This is a genomic window from Celeribacter sp. PS-C1, assembly GCF_019429625.1.
Taxonomy (GTDB): Bacteria; Pseudomonadota; Alphaproteobacteria; order Rhodobacterales; family Rhodobacteraceae; genus Celeribacter.
Genome location: NZ_JAHXRW010000004.1, coordinates 1 through 19943, shown reverse-complemented (window position 1 = coordinate 19943; position 19943 = coordinate 1). Strand labels below are relative to the sequence as shown.

Annotated in this window: 19 protein-coding genes; 14 read left to right on the top strand and 5 right to left on the bottom strand. The window is 58.0% G+C overall.

The features are described 5' to 3' along the window. Nucleotides 1-18: 18 nt before the first annotated feature. The 3 genes from J5Y17_RS06910 to J5Y17_RS06900 all read left to right on the top strand — a co-directional run bounded on the left by J5Y17_RS06910 (nucleotide 19) and on the right by J5Y17_RS06900 (nucleotide 3379). On the top strand, nucleotides 19-630 hold the full coding sequence (locus J5Y17_RS06910; RefSeq protein ID WP_219784515.1) for a MarR family transcriptional regulator: 612 nt from the start codon (nucleotides 19-21) through the stop codon (nucleotides 628-630). Between the two features lie 120 nt (nucleotides 631-750). Then, nucleotides 751-1821 (top strand): substrate-binding domain-containing protein, encoded by a 1071-nt coding sequence (locus J5Y17_RS06905; protein WP_219784514.1) that lies wholly within the window; start codon nucleotides 751-753, stop codon nucleotides 1819-1821. Between the two features lie 70 nt (nucleotides 1822-1891). After that, entirely contained in the window at nucleotides 1892-3379 is a 1488-nt protein-coding gene (locus J5Y17_RS06900; RefSeq protein ID WP_219784513.1) for an amidase, read from the top strand. 155 nt (nucleotides 3380-3534) lie between these two features. On the opposite strand, the gene J5Y17_RS06895 is transcribed toward J5Y17_RS06900, so the two are convergent. From J5Y17_RS06895 to J5Y17_RS06880, 4 genes are read right to left on the bottom strand one after another with little or no spacing between them, the layout of a single operon-like run. Then, nucleotides 3535-4986, bottom strand: a complete 1452-nt coding sequence (locus J5Y17_RS06895) for an amidohydrolase family protein (protein ID WP_219784512.1) — start codon at nucleotides 4984-4986, stop codon at nucleotides 3535-3537. A gap of 28 nt (nucleotides 4987-5014) precedes the next feature. After that, a complete protein-coding gene (locus J5Y17_RS06890) occupies nucleotides 5015-5551 on the bottom strand; it encodes a TRAP transporter small permease (protein WP_219784511.1) in 537 nt (178 codons plus the stop codon). Between the two features lie 18 nt (nucleotides 5552-5569). Further along, nucleotides 5570-6550, bottom strand: coding sequence for a TRAP transporter substrate-binding protein (locus J5Y17_RS06885; RefSeq protein ID WP_219784510.1), 981 nt, complete (start codon nucleotides 6548-6550; stop codon nucleotides 5570-5572). A gap of 24 nt (nucleotides 6551-6574) precedes the next feature. Then, nucleotides 6575-7861: a TRAP transporter large permease gene (locus J5Y17_RS06880; RefSeq protein WP_219784509.1), complete on the bottom strand. Its 1287-nt coding sequence runs from the start codon at nucleotides 7859-7861 to the stop codon at nucleotides 6575-6577. A gap of 122 nt (nucleotides 7862-7983) precedes the next feature. Between J5Y17_RS06880 and J5Y17_RS06875 the strand changes: the two genes are divergently transcribed. Then, nucleotides 7984-8916: a LysR family transcriptional regulator gene (locus J5Y17_RS06875; protein ID WP_219784508.1), complete on the top strand. Its 933-nt coding sequence runs from the start codon at nucleotides 7984-7986 to the stop codon at nucleotides 8914-8916. Between the two features lie 302 nt (nucleotides 8917-9218). On the opposite strand, the gene J5Y17_RS06870 is transcribed toward J5Y17_RS06875, so the two are convergent. After that, nucleotides 9219-10253, bottom strand: coding sequence for a LacI family DNA-binding transcriptional regulator (locus J5Y17_RS06870; protein WP_219784507.1), 1035 nt, complete (start codon nucleotides 10251-10253; stop codon nucleotides 9219-9221). 165 nt (nucleotides 10254-10418) lie between these two features. Between J5Y17_RS06870 and J5Y17_RS06865 the strand changes: the two genes are divergently transcribed. From J5Y17_RS06865 to J5Y17_RS06820, 10 genes are all read left to right on the top strand, one after another. After that, nucleotides 10419-11393, top strand: a complete 975-nt coding sequence (locus J5Y17_RS06865; RefSeq protein WP_219784506.1) for a substrate-binding domain-containing protein — start codon at nucleotides 10419-10421, stop codon at nucleotides 11391-11393. A 157-nt stretch (nucleotides 11394-11550) separates the two neighbouring features. Beyond that, a complete protein-coding gene (locus J5Y17_RS06860; RefSeq protein WP_219784505.1) occupies nucleotides 11551-12564 on the top strand; it encodes an ABC transporter permease in 1014 nt (337 codons plus the stop codon). A 10-nt stretch (nucleotides 12565-12574) separates the two neighbouring features. After that, nucleotides 12575-13570 carry an ABC transporter permease gene (locus tag J5Y17_RS06855; protein ID WP_219784504.1) on the top strand — a complete coding sequence of 332 codons (996 nt, stop codon included), beginning with the start codon at nucleotides 12575-12577 and terminating at the stop codon, nucleotides 13568-13570. 11 nt (nucleotides 13571-13581) lie between these two features. Then, complete coding sequence (locus tag J5Y17_RS06850; RefSeq protein WP_219784503.1) at nucleotides 13582-14394, top strand: ATP-binding cassette domain-containing protein; 813 nt, start codon at nucleotides 13582-13584, stop codon at nucleotides 14392-14394. Between the two features lie 82 nt (nucleotides 14395-14476). Continuing rightward, a complete protein-coding gene (locus tag J5Y17_RS06845; protein WP_219784502.1) occupies nucleotides 14477-15376 on the top strand; it encodes a sugar phosphate isomerase/epimerase family protein in 900 nt (299 codons plus the stop codon). An 11-nt stretch (nucleotides 15377-15387) separates the two neighbouring features. After that, nucleotides 15388-16389, top strand: coding sequence for a Gfo/Idh/MocA family oxidoreductase (locus J5Y17_RS06840; RefSeq protein ID WP_219784501.1), 1002 nt, complete (start codon nucleotides 15388-15390; stop codon nucleotides 16387-16389). 42 nt (nucleotides 16390-16431) lie between these two features. After that, the gene (locus tag J5Y17_RS06835) at nucleotides 16432-17604 is read left to right on the top strand and encodes a Gfo/Idh/MocA family protein (protein ID WP_219784500.1); all 1173 of its coding nucleotides are present in this window, start codon (nucleotides 16432-16434) and stop codon (nucleotides 17602-17604) included. Nucleotides 17605-17629: 25 nt separating this feature from the next. Beyond that, nucleotides 17630-18571: a sugar phosphate isomerase/epimerase gene (locus J5Y17_RS06830; protein ID WP_219784499.1), complete on the top strand. Its 942-nt coding sequence runs from the start codon at nucleotides 17630-17632 to the stop codon at nucleotides 18569-18571. Between the two features lie 12 nt (nucleotides 18572-18583). Then, a complete protein-coding gene (locus J5Y17_RS06825) occupies nucleotides 18584-18877 on the top strand; it encodes a putative quinol monooxygenase (RefSeq protein ID WP_219784498.1) in 294 nt (97 codons plus the stop codon). A 3-nt stretch (nucleotides 18878-18880) separates the two neighbouring features. Next, nucleotides 18881-19813: a TIM barrel protein gene (locus tag J5Y17_RS06820; protein ID WP_219784497.1), complete on the top strand. Its 933-nt coding sequence runs from the start codon at nucleotides 18881-18883 to the stop codon at nucleotides 19811-19813. The last annotated feature ends 130 nt before the right edge of the window (nucleotides 19814-19943 follow it).

The window sequence follows — 19943 nt, the reverse complement described above, 5'->3', positions numbered from 1 at the left end:
ATTCTCCGGTCTCGCTTAGTGTTGAGATCAACTGAAAGTAAAATAATTGAAACAGCAACTATTATTTTTGCAAATTTATTGGAATCCCGGAATTCAGTGAAAATTGCCTATTTTTTGAACTTTTGGGCGAGGTGGAATTTTTCTTGCGTCAAAACGACAAGCGAATTAACTGAAAAGGCAAATAATGGAAAAGAAAGTTTTTGGAGGTTACGTGAGATGACAGAGTCAGTATTGCCGCTCACGCGTTTGATTGCCCAAGTTAATCGAAGACTGGAAAGTTCGCTGTCCTCCACACTTAAAGAGAAGGGGCTTTCACTCGAGCATTTCCGCATTCTCACCGCGCTTGCGGAAGAGGATGGCCGGACGATGAGTGACCTTGCAGCTTGGGCTTTGGTCGATCCGCCGACCATGACGAAGATGGTTGATCGTCTCGTGTCAGCCGGATCGGTTTATCGTGCCCCATCTCCAACAGACAGACGTAAAGTCTTGGTTTTCATATCAGATCACGGTCGTGAACTTCAGGCTGGGGCAGCGAAGCCTGTCGAATCCTGTGAGAGCGAAGTCTTCGAATCTATCGCGGCGGGAGATCGTGCAGAGCTCTCACGCATTCTGAGAACTTTGGCAAATTAACACGCAGACACCACGCGCAGAGCACAAAAAACGGTCACCACTAACACAGCGATGTCCGGCAAGGGGCTTTGGCGAATTTTGAACTGGAAGCTGCGCGTGTCTCGGTGGGAGGCTCAAAACATGACTGCTTCCTTGATTTCACGCCATTCCTCGACGCCCATGAGGTTATGCCTGCTGGTTGCGCAATCTGGCCCTGCCGGACTGTGGTCTCCTTCCGCTGTTGCGGCAGCTGAACTCGCGGTAACCGAACTTAACGCAGGCGGCGGCATTCTTGGTCGGCACGTCGAATTTTTTGCCAAGGACTGCGGACGCGCTTCGGGGCAACTCGCTCTCGAGGCCGTCGAAGATCGCGGGGCAGAGGCGATGATCGGCATGTTTCCGAGTTACGCACGCGCCGATGTAACGAGAGCTTTGGCTGGCCGCATCCCGTTTCTTTACACGCCGCAGTTCGAGGGAGGAGAACACAGCCCTGACGTGATCGCGACCGGAGAAACCACAGAGGACTTGCTTCGTGTTGCTCTGCGTGTGATTTCCGAGAAGCGTAAAATCCGGAAAGTGTTTCTCTGTGGATCAAACTATCGCTGGCCCAGAGAAAGTTTTGCTGTCGCGCGGCGTCTGATCGCGGCTGCGGGCGGCGAAGTGGTGGGCGAAGCGTTTCAGCGCTTGGGCGACTGCGACTATTCATTGGTGCTTGAGAACTTGAAATCGAGCGGTGCAGATACCGTGATTCCGATGTTCCTCGGACTCGACTCTGTTTCCTTCAATCGCGCCTTCGCCGAAGCAGGGTTGGCGGGACGCATCACGCGTTGCATTCCGGGTTTTGATGAAACGATGCTCTATGGCCTCGGGCCTGACGATACCGAAAACCTGTTCGCGGCTTCCAGTTACTTTGCGAACCAGCGTTCGCGAAACAACGGTCTGTTTCTCGAGAGTTACTACAATCACTTCGGAGACTCTCCGCCACCCGTCAATGCGTATGGTCAGTCGGTCTATGAGGGGATCTATAATCTGGCGGCTCTTATGGAACAGAGCCGATCCTCCGTGCCGACACAATTGCGAAGCCATTTAGGGTCTGTTCTTCCCGGACGTTCGGCCCGCAATGGGTCAGAAGTGCGGCCCGTCGGCGCGCGCGCATCGATTTTGATCGCTGAAGCGCAGGGCTATGATCTGAATATTATCGCAAATGAGTAATTTTAAAATATAGCATTTACAATAGTTGCCAATTCAATAATTCTGACGGGACATCCTGAAGGAGTTGATCATGGCATTTAACCGACCCGACACACAGCAACTGATCGCATTGGGCAGCGAGCTCGGTTTGACTCTCACGAAAGAGCGGGCGGCTGAGATGTCCGAGATTATGGAAGGCAGCTTCCAAGCCTACGATCTTTGTGACGCACTTGATGATAGCCCGGAAAAGCCCGTCTATCCGCGCCGGGTGACCAGCCACCTTCCAGAGCATGCTCTAAACGCATGGTATGCGACCTGTGATTTGGTTGGCGCTGAAGAGGGGCCGTTGGCGGGGCGTACTGTTGCTTTGAAGGACAATATCTTCCTCGCAGAAGTGCCGATGGCCAACGGCTCTTCTTTGCTCGAAGGCTTTATTCCATCGCGAGACGCGACTGTCGTGACGCGGCTTTTGGAGGCGGGCGCGCGCATTGCCGGGAAAGCGGTGTGCGAGAATTTCTGTATGTCAGGTGCGAGTTTTACCTCTGCAAGCGGACCTGTCCTCAACCCGAAGGATCCAACACGATCCGCCGGAGGGTCGAGTTCGGGCTGCGCCGCACTTGTCGCGAACGGGGACGTCGATATGGCTGTCGGGGGAGATCAGGGCGGTTCAATTCGCATTCCTTCGAGTCATTGCGGTATCATTGGAATGAAACCGACCCACGGGCTTGTCCCCTACACCGGCATTATGCCGATCGAGGCCACACTCGATCATGCGGGCCCGATGACCCGCACGCTTGCCGACAATGCCTTGATGCTATCGGTTCTGGCGGGCCCTGACGGCCTCGATCCGCGTCAGCAAGGAATGCCGGCACAGGACTATCCCGCATCACTAGAGCGTGGCGGCAAAGGTATGAGGGTCGGGCTTCTTGAAGAGGGCTTCTCTGTCGAAGGCATGCAGCCTGAAGTTGCGAAAACGGTTCGGGCGTTTGCGGAACGCCTCGAAGAGGCAGGTGTGGAAGTGGTGCCGGTCTCAATCCCGGAACATCACATTGCCGATAAAGTCTGGGCCCCGATTGGCCTCGAGGGATTGACCCGTCAAATGATGGAAGGATTGGGAATGGGCTTCAATTGGCGCGGGCAATATGCGCCCGAGTTGATGGAAGCCATGCAGGATTGGAAATCGCGTGCCGAGGAGCTTCCGATCACCTTGCAGATTTCTCTTTTGACAGGCACTTGGGCACTTCGCCAGACGCAGGGCAAAAGCTACGCCAAGGCCCAGAACTTGTCTCTCAAAATGCGGGCTGCATATGATGCCGCGCTTGGTGGCGTTGATGCGCTCTTGATGCCGACGTTGCCCTATGTTGCTCCGAAATTGCCGGATGCAGAGACAAGTCTCTCAGACTTTATGCAGCGCGCATTGGGTGTGAATGTCTCGACGTCGCAATTCGACGTGACGGGGCATCCGGCCCTGACGGTCCCGTGTGGCGAGGTCGATGGGCTTCCTGTTGGGGCGATGTTCGTCGGTCCCTGGTACGGCGAGGCCAATCTCTATCGCGTTGCATCGACGGTTTGTAAATAAAGCCGCCTGACCGATATGTGAAATGGCCGTAGATCAAGCCGTCCCATCGGACGAGAAATGGGGCCCCTTCGGTTGATGTTCGTTTATGCCCGACACACAGCCATCGCGGAAATGGCTGCGTGAATTTAGGGGAGGCATTGCTGTGCGTGCCGCACTTAAACGATCTGACACGGCGCCGTCTGTGTGAGTGGTCTGCCTGGACGCGCCCCCGTTTTCTTTCCATCGGTCCAGACTGCGCGTCCGTTGACGAACACGCAATCTATGCCGACAGAAGGGCGGACTGGCGTTTCAAATGTCGCTCCTTCGGCCACCGTTTCGGGATCGAAAATCACAAGATCGGCGAAGCCCCCGACAGCGATCCTACCGCGCCCGCCAAGACCGAACCGGTCCGCGGGCATTGAGGTCATGCGGCGTATGGCTTCTTCGAGGGAGAACAGGTTCAGGTCGCGCGCATAGCGACCCAAGACGCGGGTGAAGGTACCCCAGACGCGCGGGTGCGGGTGTTTGCCGGTGGGCATCCCATCGGAGCAGATGATTGTGTGTTCATAGCTCAGAATGCGCTGCACATCATTTTCATCCATGATGAAGAACACCCCCATCGCCGGCAAAAGCCGTTCCATCGCAGTGTCTAGATCGACGCACCATTCCTCCGCAATGTCGCTCAGGTCGCGGCCTGCCATCTCGGGGAAGGGCGCGGATTCTGCAACGATCACACGGCTGGCCTGTCGATGGCGTCCCGAGTTGAGGATCGTGGACGAGGCCACCCACGGCGTGGTGTCGAGGCCGACATCCTGTTTCGACATGGCCTCGTCAATCATCTTCAAGGTGACTTCCGAAAGGCCGTGATTGTTCATGCCCGCGCACTTGTGGTGAGAGACATGTACCCCGCAACAGCTTTCGCGCCCGACTGTGAAGGTTTCTTCGAGCGCCTCTATCACGCGGTCGCCTTCGTCGCGCATATGGGTGACATAGAGCTTGCCATGAGCGTGGGCGACCTTGGCAACAGCGATCAGTTCGGCCGTCGTTGAAGCACGGGACGGCGGATAAAAAGGGCCCGTCGAGAGACCTATTGCTCCTTCGCCAAGCGCTTGATCGAGCTTGCGGCACATCTCCTTGAGTTGCCGGGCATCGGCGGGCTGGTTCAAGTCCGCGAGTTCGTTGATGCGTAGGGTCGAATGTCCGATCAGACAAGCGGCGTTCACTGCGGGCGGTTCATTGGCGATCCGGTCTTGATAGGCGGCATAGGTCGGGAATACGAGTTGCGGATCATCAATGATCATCCGCAACTGATCAGGCAGTTTGCCCTCAAGCGTCACGGGCGCGATAGAGAACCCACAATTGCCGTTGATCACCGTGGTAACGCCTTGGCTCGTCATAAATTCCATGTCCGGCTGCGTAAACAGCGCTCCATCGTGGTGGACGTGCGGATCTATGAAGCCGGGCGCGACGACGCGGCCTTTGGCATCAATCACCTTGCCGGCGGACCAGTGACGCAGATCACCCGTCGCGACAATCCGGTCGCCCTGTATTGCCACATCGCCTTTGCGACGTGGCGCGCCTGTCCCGTCAATAATATCGGCGCCGCGAATGAGAGTGTCCGCCTGCATGAAAAACTCCTGCTCGTAAAATGGGATTTTAGGTTGCGTCGTCTTCGGGTGCGTCAAGGCCGGTATCGCCGGACCAGCGTGCCGCGAGATGGACGAAGATAAAGACGATCATCAGAGGCACGGCGATCGCCACCCAGAAGGTCGTAAAGGGCAGGGTGTCCGCCATCGTCCGGCTGTGTCGCGTGATGAACGCCCGCGCAGGGTTCATGCCAGGGCCGAAGAATACATGCCATAGGATCGGCGCGAGGTAGAGAATGACGACCAGCGACTTCGCGACATTTGCTGCATGCAGGAGAAACTTCGGTCCTCGGGTCGCTCCGTTGAAAAGAGCGGGATCAAATCGGCGTTTGAACGACATGGTTGCGCCGATCAGTCCGGCCCAGATCATCGCGTAGCGTGCGAGCTCCTCTGTAAAGACCGGCGGCTGCTTGAACACATAGCGCGCGATGACTTGGAGCATGACCGCCCCCACAAGGACAACCAATGCTATCCCGGAGAGAAGGGTAGCGATGCGATCAAGCAGGTTCGAAATCTTGATCACGGAATTGGCGAGGGTGTTCTTCATTGGGGGCGGCCTATGTTCTTATTGCACCGATGCCTTGGCGTCGGTCCAAAGTTTGAGGTCTTCGGGGTTCAGGGTTGTGGCCCAGACGCCTTCGGAGAGGGCGATCATCTTTTCACGTTCGCCGGGTTCAAGTTCGGTGATGGTCACGCCTGCGGCTTCGTGGCGGGTCCGCACCTCAGAGGACCATGCATCGACCCAATCGCGGTTCGCCTTGATCCCTGCGTCAATGGCGGCATCAATCTCTGCTTTCTCCTCATCAGACAGAGACATGTACCAGTCCTCGGAAATCAGGACGGAGCGGATCGACGGGGCGATGTTGGCAGGGGTAAAATGCTTGAGAAACTCGGTGTGACCCGTGCGGATGGCGGAGTTCGGCGGGTTGAAGTAGCCGTCCGCCACGCCGGTCTGGATCGCGTTCGCAACCTCGGCCCAGGCAACGATGGTGCCGCTGGAGCCGAGCGCCTCTTGGAAGGCGAGCTGTTCAGCATTGAGCGCGCGGAAGCGCATGCCCTGCATGTCTTCGAGTTTGGAGATCGGTTTCTTTGCATTGTGGATGCCAATGCCGACACCGATGAAGTTGAAGCCAACCATGCGCACGCCGTTTTCAACCAGCGGGCCGTTCATTTCGGCCATGATGTTGCTCTCGCCAATCACCGTGTCGAACTCTTCCGCATCCGCAAAGAAGAACGGCATCGCCGCGCCTTTCACGAGCGGGGACATCCCGAAGGCGGTGGAGGTCGTCGCGAGGTTCACCTCGACGAGACCCTGCGCGATCTGGTCATAGCGCTCGCTCTCGCTGCCCAAGGTGTTGGACGGGAAAATCTTGACTTCGAACTCGGTGCCTTCGAGCGCATCGGCAAACCCGTGGGCAAAGGCGGCTTCGGCGTTGGCGACAGGATCGTCCGCGCCGTTCATTGCGATTTTGACTTCCGCCGCTTGGGCTGTGGCGGCAAGCAAGGCGATAGAACTCGCATAGGTCAATGTTTTCAGAAAGGTCATCATGTCACTCCACTGTCGGTTTCTTTATGAGGCCAGACCCAGAATGCGGGGGAGGGCCAGAGAGATTTGGGGGAAGTATGTCAGCACGAAGAGCAGCAGAACTTCGGCGACGAAGAAGGGAAAGGTCGCGCGCATCAGGCGCCAGTAGTCCATCTTGACCGTCGTCGAGAGCATCAACAGCACCGCGCCCAACGGAGGGGACAGAAGGCCGGTGGTGATGTTGAAGCAGATAACGATGCCAAGATGGACAGGGTCGATGCCCAGTGCCAGAGCCACTGGAACAAAGATCGGAGCAAAGAGAGCCACCGCCGCTTTCACATCCATCGCCATGCCTGCCACAAGGAAAATGGCGTTGATCAGCATGAGATATTGAAGTGGGCCGAGGCCCCAGCCTTCGACGGTTGCTTTGATCGCCTGCGGCCATTGAAGCAGCGCGGCGAGGTAGCTAAAGGTCGAGATCGCACAGAGCAGGATGAACAGACCGCCGAGCATGACACCCGTGCGCTGAAGGCTCGCGCCGACATCCTTGAGCGACAGCTTGCCATAAGCGAACCCGATGATGAGTGCCGCAACGACGGCGACGGCGGCGGCCTCCGCGGGGGTCATGAAGCCGAACAGCGTGCCCCCCAGAATGATGAAGGGCAGAAGCATCGCAGGAAGCGCACGCAGGAGCGAGGCGAAGAACGGCGGCACGTCCACATCCTTGCCGCCCGGGTGGTTGTCTCTATGGGCGAAATAAGCGTTCATGACCATGAGCACTGCTGCGAGCAGAAGTCCGGGCAGAATCCCTGCGGCAAAGAGCGCGGTGACGTTCGTTTCCATCAATGCGCCATAAAAGATCAGGATCGACGACGGCGGGATGATCGGTCCGATGATCGACGAGGCCCCGGTGATCGCTGCCGCGTAATCAAGCGTGTATCCACGGCGCTGCATTTCAGGGACGAGAGAATTCCCGAGAGCCGCCGCGTCGGAGACGGCAGAGCCGGACACACCCGCGAAAAACACGGACGTGGCGATATTCACATGACCCAACCCGCCTTTCAGGCGCCCGAGGAATGACATGCAGAAATCAATCAGGGCAGTTGCGAGGCCCCCGCGGTTCATCAGATCTCCCGCAAAGATAAAGAGCGGCATCGCGAGAAAGGCAAAGGAATCGAGCTGGCTGAATAAGCGCTGCGGCAGGACCGCCATGTAGTTTGTCTTCTCCGCCGCGATGAAGGTCAGGATCGCCGACGCGCCGATCACATAGGCAATGGCCGATCCCGCAAGAAGCGTGAGAAGAGTAAAGGCGATGATAATAGGTGCCTGCATTTAAGGCTTACGTCCCTGTGTCTGTCGTTTTTGGAACCGTGCCGTGCAATGCGACTTGCAGAAATAGAAAATTTTTTCTTTTTAGATAGTATATTTCTATATACTCACGGGATACCTCAAACATGCGACCGCTAACACTCCAACGTTTACAGGTGTTCTGTGCCGTTTATGAGCACGAGTCGATCACGACCGCCGCGCGGAGCATGAAGCTGTCCCAGCCGACGGTGAGCCGTCATTTGCGCGATTTTGAAGCAGCTTTGGGGCTCACGCTGTTCGTTCTTGACCGTGGACGGGTCATTCCGACGGCGGAGGCCGATTCAATCTATAACGAGAGCCGCTTTCTCTACGACGGGTTGAACCGGCTGGAAAACCGGATTGAGGCCGTGCGCAAAGGCACAGGTACGCGCCTCTCCGTGATGACCGTCGGCCTGCTCGCGCAGCACTTCGTGACCGGTGCGATCTCGCGGATCAAAAGCGACATGCCTAATCTTCACATCTCGGTGGATGTCGGCACGCTCGGGCAACAGCTTCAAGCGATGAAGAACGGTCAGGCAGAGATCGGCATCGTCGCCGGACGCATTCATGCAGAGGACGTGCAGTTGAGCCACCTCGGGCGAGGACGGCTCGTAGTCCTCGTGCCGGAGGAAATGGAGATCGCCGCGAAGGATCAGCTGTCGCTCGACGATTTAAGGAACGTGCCGCTTCTGGCCACGACGACCCGGGGGCCGATTGGGCGCGTGTTGTCGGACGAAATGGTCGAACGCGGCATGACGGTCGATCCGTCGATCGCCGTGAACTCGCTTATCCTTATCCCTCTCTTGGCCAGCCAGACGCGCATGGCCGCCATCGTGGACGAGTTTACCGCCTATTTCAGCACACCGCCTGGATTTGTCGTCAAACCGCTCGCGCCGAAAGTGAGCTTTGACATCTACGCGATCACTTCCGGTCCCGTAGGCAACAAACTCGCCGCTCAGAACTTCGTCGCTTACATGCGCAAATACCTTGCAGATTGGGCGAGAGGGGATCGACCACTTTTGCGGCAAACATCGGCATGAATTTCGGTGGGCCAATCACCCGAGAAATGCGGTCGCCAGCTCGATCAAAGATCGGATTTCTACCGCAAACTCTTCGTCATCATTTTTGGAATTATGGCGGAGAGATAGAGCATGTGAACCCCGGGTCCCCGCAAAGGGACAACGGTTTTCGAGTCCGTTTTTGGGGTCAGGTTGGAGTTTTGAGACCCAATGAAATAAGGGTTTTGCTGCTGCATTCTGAGCGAAATCGGCATCATCAGAAGTCGAGGGTGTCATAGTCATCGTTTCAGTGTCCAACGCGTTAGAAGTGCTCCGGTGCAAACCTAAATATTTTCAGGTGTAATGATCTCGAACGGGACGGTGTGGTGGACTGTTGAGCGCGGGCCATCGTTCGCAACGGCATTGATCATGGTTTGCACCAGAACTTCGCTCGTGTGCTCCATTGGGTGGCACAAAGCCGCGGTGATCAGGCCTTCCGAGAGGCCCTTTCGCGTCTCAGGGCCGATGTCACGGCAGATCAGTTTTACGCCCCGACGACGCTCAAGCGGCACTTCGCGAAGCGCGCGAAGAACGCCAGAGATGCCGCCGCCCACCATGAAGATCCCGACGATCTCATCGGTCGATTTCAACAGATCACGCACCATTTCATGGGCGCGATTGGGTTCTTCGTTGGTCGATCGGCACTCATCGACGCTCAGATGCGGGGCGTGTTCGCGGATATAAGAGCGAAAGCTGGCCTCCGCCACGTCCTGACATTGATAGCGCGGGTTGCCCTGAAAGACGCCGATGCGTCCGGTATGGTTGGTCATTTGCGAAATCAGGAACGCCGCCGTGCGGCCGAGTTTCCAGTTGTCTGTTCCGACGAACGCGGCACGCTCGGGCGCGGATTGGTCGGTGATATAGGCGACTACGGGTTTGCCCATCTCACTTAGCGCGCGAACCGTTTGACCGATCTGCGGGTGATCTGCCGCGATCAGAGCCACCGCATCACAGTTCCGCCCGAGCGCGAGGAGACGTTGCGAGATATTTTCCGGCGTCAGGAGGTCGACGAAATCAATGAGCGGGTCTGCTGTGTCGAATTGACGGCCACGGCAGGCCTTGGTGATTTCGCGACCGAAGTGTTGGTAAAGCTCACGCGTCGATTGTTGCAGCAGGAAGCCGAGCCGATAGTGCGGTGCGTTCTTTTTGATTTGGTCCTCGATGGAGCCAAGCCCGTAAAATCCGATCTTTTCCGCGGTCCTCTGAATGTGCTGCGCGGTGCTCGCTTTCACATTTGTTGCGCCGGAGAGAATCCGGTTCACGGTCGACACGGAAACGCCTGCCTCTCGGGCGAGATCGGAAATCGTTGGCCTTTTCATGATGTTGCCCGCCTGTAGTATCTGAAATGTATCATTATGAATGACACAAAATGACACATATGCAACAGATTTATTCAGTTTGTGTTTCGAGAATCCTCCCGCATCCGTATCCAGAGTGCACATGGTGGCTCCTGGGAGGACAGGAGCTTATGGGAGGAAAATATCATGACCAAATTCAGCCGTTTCGCGGCCACTGCAACTACTGCCATTGTCGCTGCCTGCGCTGCAGGTGCCGTTATGGCTGCCGACATTTTCGTGGTGGGTGGCAAGCCCGATGACCCGTTCTGGTCCCGCGTTAAGCTCGGTGCCGAAGAAGCCGGTAAAGTTGCAGAAGCACAGGGTGGCTCCGTCACCTGGCTCGGCCCCCAGAATTACGACAACCTCGGACCGGATGCCGCAGAACTTATCCGTCAGGCCATCGACCAAGGTGCAGACGCAATCGTCGGTCCGGACTGGGTTCCGGAAGCAATGGACCCGGCTTTCGAAGCTGTTGTTGCCGCTGGCATCCCGCTCGTTATCTACAACGCTGGTGGCCTCGAAGCTGCCGACCGTCTCGGCGCTCTGAACTATGTTGGTGCTGTTGACTACAAATCCGGTTTCGCCGGAGGCGAATACCTCGGCAACGCGGGCCATAAGAACGGCGCATGTGTGAACACCCTTCCGGGTGCGGCCAACATCGAAGCGTTCTGTAGCGGCTTTAACGACGGCATTGCATCCGTTGGCGGAACGGGCTCCGTGCTTCAGCTTCCGGCCACCGCATTTGGTGACGCAACCGCTGTCGCTCAGGCTGTCCGTGCACATCTTTTGCAAAACCCGGACATCGACGCCATGTTCGCCATCGGTGACGCCGATACAAACGCGACCGTTTCCGGTATCGCTCAGGCTGGGAAAACCGGCAGTGTCCATGTCTGCGGCATGAACTTCAACGACTCGATCCTTGCGAATATCCAGGCCGGAACGCAGGATTGTGCGATTGACCAACAGGGTTATCAGCAAGGCTTCTTTGCCGTTTCGATCCTCAACAACTTCGTCAACTACGGCGTGACCATCCCGACCCGTGAAATCCTCACCGGTCCGGGCGTCATCGACGCCGCGAACGTTGAGTTGGTGATGGAAGGCGTGAAAGCCGGAGCGCGCTAAGTCTCCCGAGGCGACCCGCGCGCCGACCGCGCGGGTCACTTTTCCCACATGAAAACGGAGGTCGCCCGTTCACTGCGGACGGCATTTCCCGCCAACGGTGCCCGCTGCGCACGCAGTCGTCGGCGCGCCGTCGGCACAACCAAACGGATACAAATCAATGGAACCGAAAACCGGCGCGAAAGGCATTTCGCTTGGCAGTTTGGCCAGGCGCCCCGAAACGGGCTCTCTGATCGGGTTTGTCGTCGTCTACATCTTCTTTGCAGCTCTCGGCGGGAAGGTCTTTATGTCCGCTCCCGGTTGGTCGAGCTGGCTCAACATCGCCGCTGAAGTGGGCATCATCGCGCTGCCCGTTGGCCTTCTGATGATCTCCGGCGAATTCGACATGTCTGTCGGGTCAGTCATCCCGGCGTCCTCGATGATGGCGGCCATTCTCTCCGGTCACTACGAACTCCCAGCCATCGTTGGCATCCTCGGCGGCCTGAGTGTCGGTCTGCTCGTCGGTTTCGTGAACGGTCTCATCGTCACCCGCACCACCATTCCGTCGCTCATTGTGACAATTGGCGTGATGTTCGCGGTGATGGGAATGACCCTCGGCCTCGCTGTGATGATCAAGGGCTCCACCAGCGTATCCTATGTCCCTGATCCGCTGACCAAGTCGATCCTCGGCCAATTCATCAATGGCATGTTCAACGTGTCGATCTTCTGGTGGCTCGGGTTTGTGGCGGTGTTCTTCTATTTCCTGCACATTTCGCCCATCGGGAACTGGGTCTTTGCCCTCGGTGGTGACCGCGAAAGCGCCCGCAACGCCGGGATCCCGACCGACAAGCTCACCATCGGCCTTTTCATGATGTCCGGTTTCAACGCAGCCTTCGTCGGCATCGCCCAGGTGATGACCTACCAAAGCGCACAGGTTGCAGGGGGGCAGTCGTTCATCTTCAACTCGATCATGTGTGTGGTTATCGGCGGTGTGCTGCTGACCGGCGGTGCAGGATCGGTCGTGGGTATCCTGCTCGGCACGATGACCTTCGCGGTGGTGAACCAGGGCATCTACTTCGCCGCACTCGACCCGAACATCGGCTCCATCATAATCGGCGCATTGCTCCTCGCAGCGGTTCTTTCGAACGACAGCTTCCGGGCACTCGCGATGAACTACGCAACCAAGAAGAAGTGAGGGCGGATCAATGGACCTTATTGCAAACCTTCTGCGCCGTCCCGCTGCGGCTTCCATCCTCAGCCTGATCGGTGTCCTCGTTTTCTACGTCGTCTTCGGCGGTGTTGAACTCGGCAAACTCGCCAACGCCGCCAGCTGGCTCAACTACGCCGCCCGCATCGGCATCGTGGCTCTGCCAGTCGGCCTTCTGATGATCTCCGGTGAGATCGACATTTCCATCGGGGCCATGATCCCGGCAGGGGCAATGACCACCGCGATTATCTCCGGCTACTACGATCTGCCGATTATCTTCGGCATCATCGGCGCCCTGACCATCGGTGTTCTGGTCGGTCTTTTCAACGGCATCCTCGCCGTGCGCACCACGGTGCCGACGCTGATCATCACCCTCGGAACGCTTGTTGCGATGCAGGGTGTGGTGCTCGCTGGCTCGAAACTCCTGACCGGTGCGGCCTCTGTTCCGCTGACGTCTCCTGCCTGGGCCAAGACTTTGTTCGGTGACTTCATCTTCGGCGGCAGCCATCAGGTCATCATCATCTGGTGGGTCATTCTGGCCGTGATCTTCTGGTTCGTCATGCACATGAGCAAGTTCGGCAACTGGATTTTCGCCATCGGCGGCGACAAAGTCAGCGCCCGCAATGCAGGCATTCCGGTGGATCGCATCACCATCCTGCTGTTCGTTCTAACCTCCACCGCTGCGTCCTTTGTCGGAATGTGCCACGCGATCCTATTCAACTCGGCGCAGGTCTCCGGCGGCATGAACGACATCTTCAACATCATTGTCAGTGTGGTTGTAGGTGGTGTGCTCCTTACGGGTGGCTTCGGATCCATCGCCGGCGTCTTCATCGGCACCCTGACCTTCGCCATCGTGAACAAGGGCATCGACTTCACCGCCATCGACCGCAACTGGGCGAACCTGATCATCGGCGTGATGCTCCTGATCGCCGTCGCGATGAACGAGAGTTTCCGCAAAATGGCGCTTTCCTACTCACCGAAACCCAAGAAATAAGGACCGAAACGATGAACAAACCTGTTCTTGAATTGAAAAACGTGAACAAGTCCTTCGGCCCGATCGACGTGCTTCACAACATAACACTCCAGGTGAAAGCGGGCGAGGTTCTGTGCCTTCTGGGGGATAACGGCGCCGGCAAATCGACCCTGATCAAAACCCTCGCAGGCGTTCACAAACCGACCTCCGGCGAGATGTTGATGGATGGGGAACCCGTTTCCTTCGCCCGTCCGAAAGACGCAGCCGACCGCGGGATCGCCACGGTACACCAGTTTGGCGGAACTTTCCCGCTGATGTCCATCGGCCGCAGTTTCTTTGTGGGTGTGGAACCGACCAAAGGCTTCGGCCCGTTCAAGGTCTTCGACAAGAAGACGGCGAATGAAGTGGCGGTGAAGGCCGTGCAGGAATTCGGCATCACGCGGATCACCGACGGTGATCGCCTGATTGGTGGCCTGTCCGGCGGTGAGCGTCAGTCCCTCGCCATCGCCCGCGCTCTGCACTTCGGTGCGCGCGTTCTGATCCTCGACGAGCCGACAGCGGCCCTGGGTGTAAAACAGGCGAGCCACGTTCTGCGCGTGGTAATGGAAGCCAAAAAGCGCGGCGTCGCCGTCATCTTCATCACCCACCAGGTGACCCACGCCATGGCCGTTGGCGATCACTTCGCGGTTCTGATCCGTGGTGCGCTCGCTGCCAACTTCATGAAGGGCGAAAAGTCTCGCGAGGAAATCACCGACCTTATGGCCGGTGGCGAAGCGCTCGCTGATCTCGATGCCCACCTTGAAGACAACACAGGGCAGGGCGCGGCCGCTGCGACGGTGTCCTGATCCAAGCTTCTCCTGGCGCCCGCTCGCTCCTCCTTCTCTCCCGGCGGGCGCCCCTTGAAATTCCAATCGAAGGTTTACCCCTATGAAAATCGCCCTCGACCCGTTTATGCACCGTCACCTGTCTCTGGAGGAGCTTCCGTCCAAAGTGGCCGAACTTGGCTACGAGTGGATCGAACTGTCTCCGCGTGCCGATTTCCTTGAGTGGTTCAAGGCACCGCGCGTCTTTCCGGACCGGATCAAGTCGTTCAAAAAAGCGTTGAAAGACAGTGGAGTGGGCATCTCGTCTCTGTTGCCGATGTATCGCTGGGCGTCGAATGACGAGGGCGAACGTCAGGCCGCCGTAAAACACTGGAAACGCGCCATAGAGATCGCCGTCGAGCTTGACGTCGATGTCATGAACTCCGAATTCGGCCGTGGCCCGCACCCCGACAAGGGCGGCTGCTACTGCTGCCACACCGGTGCAATGATAGAGACCTGCGAAGACGCATGGTGGCGGTCGATGGACGAACTGGTGCCGATTTTCGAGCGCGAAGGCGTGAACCTGCACATCGAGCCGCACCCCGAGGACTGGGTTGAGGAGTTGAACCCCGCCGTGGACCTTATCCGCACGGTGAATTCCAAGAACGTCAAGTTCCTCTACTGCGCGCCGCACACCTTCTACTTTGGCGATGACACCAAAGAGATGCTGCGTGAGTGCAAGGACGTTTTGGCCCACGTGCACGTCGCAGACACCTTCAATCACAAGGCCTCTTCAGGTCTGCGCTACATCCTGAACCCGCCGGGCACCAACGCCCGCATCCACCAGCATCTCGACATCGGTCAGGGCGAAGTTCCGTGGGACGACTTCTTCGGCACGCTCGCCGAGATTGGCTTCGACGGCATCATGACCGCCTGTGTCTTTGCCTGGGAAGACCGGATGGACGCCTCCGGCAAATTCATGCGCTCCGAAATGCAGCGCTACGTCGACAAATACTTCAAGTAAGGAGCAGATCCATGGCACTCAAAGTTGGTGTTATCGGCACGGGCATGATCGGTCAGGATCACATCCGCCGCCTTACGCAAGTTCTTTCTGGCGTAGACGTCACCGCAGTGACGGACATTGATGCAACGCGTGCGGCCTCTGCCGCACCCGAGGGCGCAGAGGTTTTCGCAACCCCGCAAGATCTGATCCGCTCGGACAATGTCGATGCGATCGTGATCTGTTCTTGGGGGCCTGCTCACGAAGAGCAGCTCCTCGACTGTATCGCTGCGGGCAAAGCGGTGTTCTGTGAAAAGCCGCTCGTGACCTCCGAGGCCGCTGCGCTCAAGGTCATGGCTGCAGAAGTCGAATTCGGAAAGCGTCTCGTTCAGGTCGGTTTCATGCGTCGCTTCGATGCGGACTACCGTCGCCTGAAGGCAGTCATCGATGGCAACACGCTCGGCGCGCCGTTGATGTATAAGTCGGTGCACCGCAATGCGTCCGTGCCGGAGGGCCTCTACACCTCCGAGATGCCTCTCAACGATACGCTGGTGCATGATGCGGATATTTCCCGCTGGCTTCTGTCAGACGAGATTTCGTCTGTCGAAGTGCGCGTCCCGCGCCGTTCCACGCGCGGCACCGACCTGCGCGATCCGGTCATGGTGATGCTGCACATGCAGTCCGGCGCCATCGTCGATGTCGAGATTTCGGTGAACATTTCATACGGTTACGACATCCGCGGCGAAGTTTCCTGCGAGACCGGTGTGGCGGCTCTCCCGAACCGTCCGGCGACGGTGATCTCCGACCAATACGGCATCCGTCAGGCAATCCCGGAAGATTGGCGCGAGCGTTTCATTGAAGCTTATGATCAGGAGTTCCGCGAATGGATCGTGGCTGCGGGGCAGGGCGGTGCGACGGGTCCGTCAACATGGGACGGCTATGCCGCAACGCTCGTGGCTGATGCGGCTCTGCGGGCTGTCGATACGGGGGCACGTGAGCCGATCACGATGATCGAAAAACCCGAAATCTATTCTTGAGAAAACCTACCCGCGAAGGGTCTCTTCAGAAGGTTGATGCCTATGATTAATGGCGAAAGAACAATCCAACGTCCGCTCCGCTGGGGCATGGTCGGTGGTGGCCGCACAGGTCAGGTCGGATACAAACACCGCACCGGCGCGCTGCGGGATGGCACTTATCAGCTCGTCGCTGGTGCCTTCGATCTTGATGCGGAGCGCGGCCGTGATTTCGGCATCAACCTCGGTGTCTCTGAGGGCCGGTGCTATGCGACCTATCAGGACCTGATCGCGGGTGAAACGGGCCGTGAGGATGGAGTCGATGTCGTATCTGTCGCGACGCCGAACTTCACCCACTTCGAGATCACCAAAGCACTGCTCGAAGCAGGAATCCATGTGATCTGCGAAAAGCCGCTCTTTTTCACCGTCGAGGAATGCGAGATCGTCGCGAAACTCGCCGAAGAAAAGGGCCTGATCGTTGGGGTGACCTACGGCTTCACGGGCCATCCGCTCGTGCATCAGATGGCTGCGATGGTGGCCAAGGGGATGCTCGGCGATATTCGTATCGTCGATATGCAATACACCCACGGCTTTAACGCAGGCGACGACACCAACGCGGGCGATGCGGTGAAATGGCGGACCAATCCGGCGACGGCTGGCTCCACTTTCGTTCTTGGCGACATCGGCACGCACCTCTACTACCTCTCCGAGGTGGTTCTACCGGAGATGAAAATCGAGAAACTGCTCTGCGACCGCAAGGCGTTCATCCCGACCCGTGCGCCGCTCGAAGATCACGCGACGGTGCTCATGCACTACGACAACGGTGCCCGTGGCCGTCTCTGGGTCTCTTCGGTGAACGCCGGTAACATGGGGTCGCAGCGCTACCGCTTTGTCGGCTCCAAGGCCTCCGTCGAGTGGTCCGATAGCCATCCTGACCAGCTCATCTATGAGGTTCAGGGCGAACCGAACCAGATCCTGCACCACGGCATGCCCTACCTCGAGGAGGAAGGTCTCAAATACGACCGTATGGGCGGGTTGCACACCGAGGGTCTCGGCGACAGCTGGGCCAACATCTACCTTTGGATCGCCGAAGCCATCGACGCGAAACTGCGCGGTGACGAAGACTTCCTGAAAACCCACCACTACCCCGGCATCAACGCAGGCACCGAAGGCGTGCGCTGGCTCGAAAACTGTGTTCGCTCCGCCGACGCAGGGGCCGCCTGGGTCGAATACGCCTAACCGTCTGCCTTAGGAGATTGCAGATATGAAACTGTCCATTTGTACTGATGTGATGCGCGACCTGTCCTTCACGGACATGCTCGACAAATGTGTGGAGCTTGGTGTCGAAGGCATCGAGATGACCGGCGGCGGCTGGTCCAATGGCCCGCACTTCCGCGCGGACGAACTGCTCGCCGATAAAGGCCTGCTCAAGTCCAAGCTCAAAGAGATTGAGGCCCGTGGGCTTCAGATCGCCGCGCTGAACTGTTCTGCCAACCCGCTCGATCCGGGCGCAATGGGCGAGCGCCACCTCAAAGAGATGAAAGAGACCATCACGCTTGCAGGCGAGATCGGTGTCGAAACCATCGTAACCATGTCCGGTCTGCCCGAAGCGGCTCCGGGCGACAAGGTTCCGAACTGGCTCGTCTACACGAAATCCTGGCCGGACGAGATGCCGGAGCGCGACCGTTACCAGTGGGAAGACCGTGCGTTCCCCCTCTGGCATGATCTCGTGGAGTTCGGCAAGAAGGCGGGCATCAAGCGTTACGCGCTCGAGAACTTCTCCGCGATGCTCGTGTGGAACCCGGAAACCCTGTTCCGTCTGCGCAATGAAGTCGGCGACATGGTCGGTATGAACCTCGACCCGTCCCACCTCATGTGGATGGGTGCAGAGCCGATTGCCTCCGCGCGTGCACTGGGTGCCGCGATCCACCACTGCCACGGCAAAGACACGCGCATCGAGCGGGGTCTGTGCGACGTCAACGGTCTCTTGGAACTCAAGGATGTGACTGACGTTGCGAACCGTTCGTGGAACTACGTCGCCGTTGGCGCGGGTCGTGATCTCCAGTGGTGGAAGGAATTCTTCTCCGTCGTCGGCATGTGCGGCTACAACGGTTGGGTCTCTCTGGAGATGGAAGATTTCACCATGTCCACCGAGGCAGGCATCCAGTCCTCCATCGCAGCGCTCCAAGCCACGATCATTCGCTAAGAGGGCCTGCAGGTGTACAAGTTCATCATCACAATTGACCTGCAAAAGGACACGCGCGACATGATCCTCGCGCGTGCGCCAGCGGCTCAAAAGGCCACCCGCGAAGAGCCGGGTTGCATCGCGTATGACTTCTACACCTGCACTGACAATCCGGACCGTCTCGTCTTTGTCGAAACATGGCACGACGAGGCGGCCCACGCTGACCACATGGAATACGAGCACACGAAAGAGTTCATCGCTTTTCACGAGCAATTCCACAAATCCCTGACCTTCGAAACGATCAATGTCGCCTCATCGACGGACTGAGCCATGACCAGCAACCCCATCACAGTGACCTGCGCCCCGTGCTGCTGGGGGGTGGATGACGTCAAAAATCCGCACCTTCCGGCGTGGGATCGGGTGCTGGATGAAGCCGCGCGCGCAGGGTTTGGCGGGCTCGAACTCGGTCCTTACGGATATATGCCGCTCGACATTGATGTGATGTCCGAGGCGCTGGAGGCGCGCGGGCTGTCGATTGTTGCCGGAACGATCTTTGACGATTTGGTTTCCGAGAAAAACACCGAGTCCCTGATCAAACAGACGCGCGAGATCTGTGCCCTGATCACCGCTCTGCCAAAACCCGACCGTCATAACGGCCAACGCTTTGCCGCGCCGTATCTCACGGTGATGGATTGGGGCCACGATGAGCGCGATTTTGCCGCGGGTCATTCGGGCCGCGCCCCGCGTCTCGACCTGTCGGATTGGGCGGCGTTGATCAAGAACATCCGCACCATTTCCGAGATCGCGCGTGATGAATACGGCGTCCGTGCTGTGATCCATCCGCATGCTGGCGGCTATATCGAATTCGAGGACGAAATCGACCGTCTCATGATGGACGTCGACCACACCACTGCGGGCCTCTGCCTCGACACCGGACACATGGCCTATTCCGGTATGGACCCGATCCGGACGCTCGAAAAGCACTGGGCGCGGGTCGACTATATCCATTTCAAAGACATCGCCCCCGAGGTCTACGAGACCGTCATGGGCGAGCGCATCCGCTTTTTCGACGCCTGCGGCAAAGGCGTCATGTGCCCCATCGGTAAGGGGAATATCGACTATCCGGCCATCCGCGCGTTTCTCTCCGAGAAGGGCTACGGCGGCTACATCACCATCGAACAGGAACGCGATCCGCGCAACACGGGCTCCATTTTGGATGACCTCGCTGCCTCGCGTTCGTTCCTCAAAGAAACGGGTTTCTGAGCCATGAAAGACCTTGACGTAATCACCATTGGACGCGCGGGCGTTGATCTTTATGGCGCACAGATTGGGGGGCGTTTGGAGGACATGGGGTCCTTCGAGAAGTATATCGGTGGCAGCCCGACCAATATTG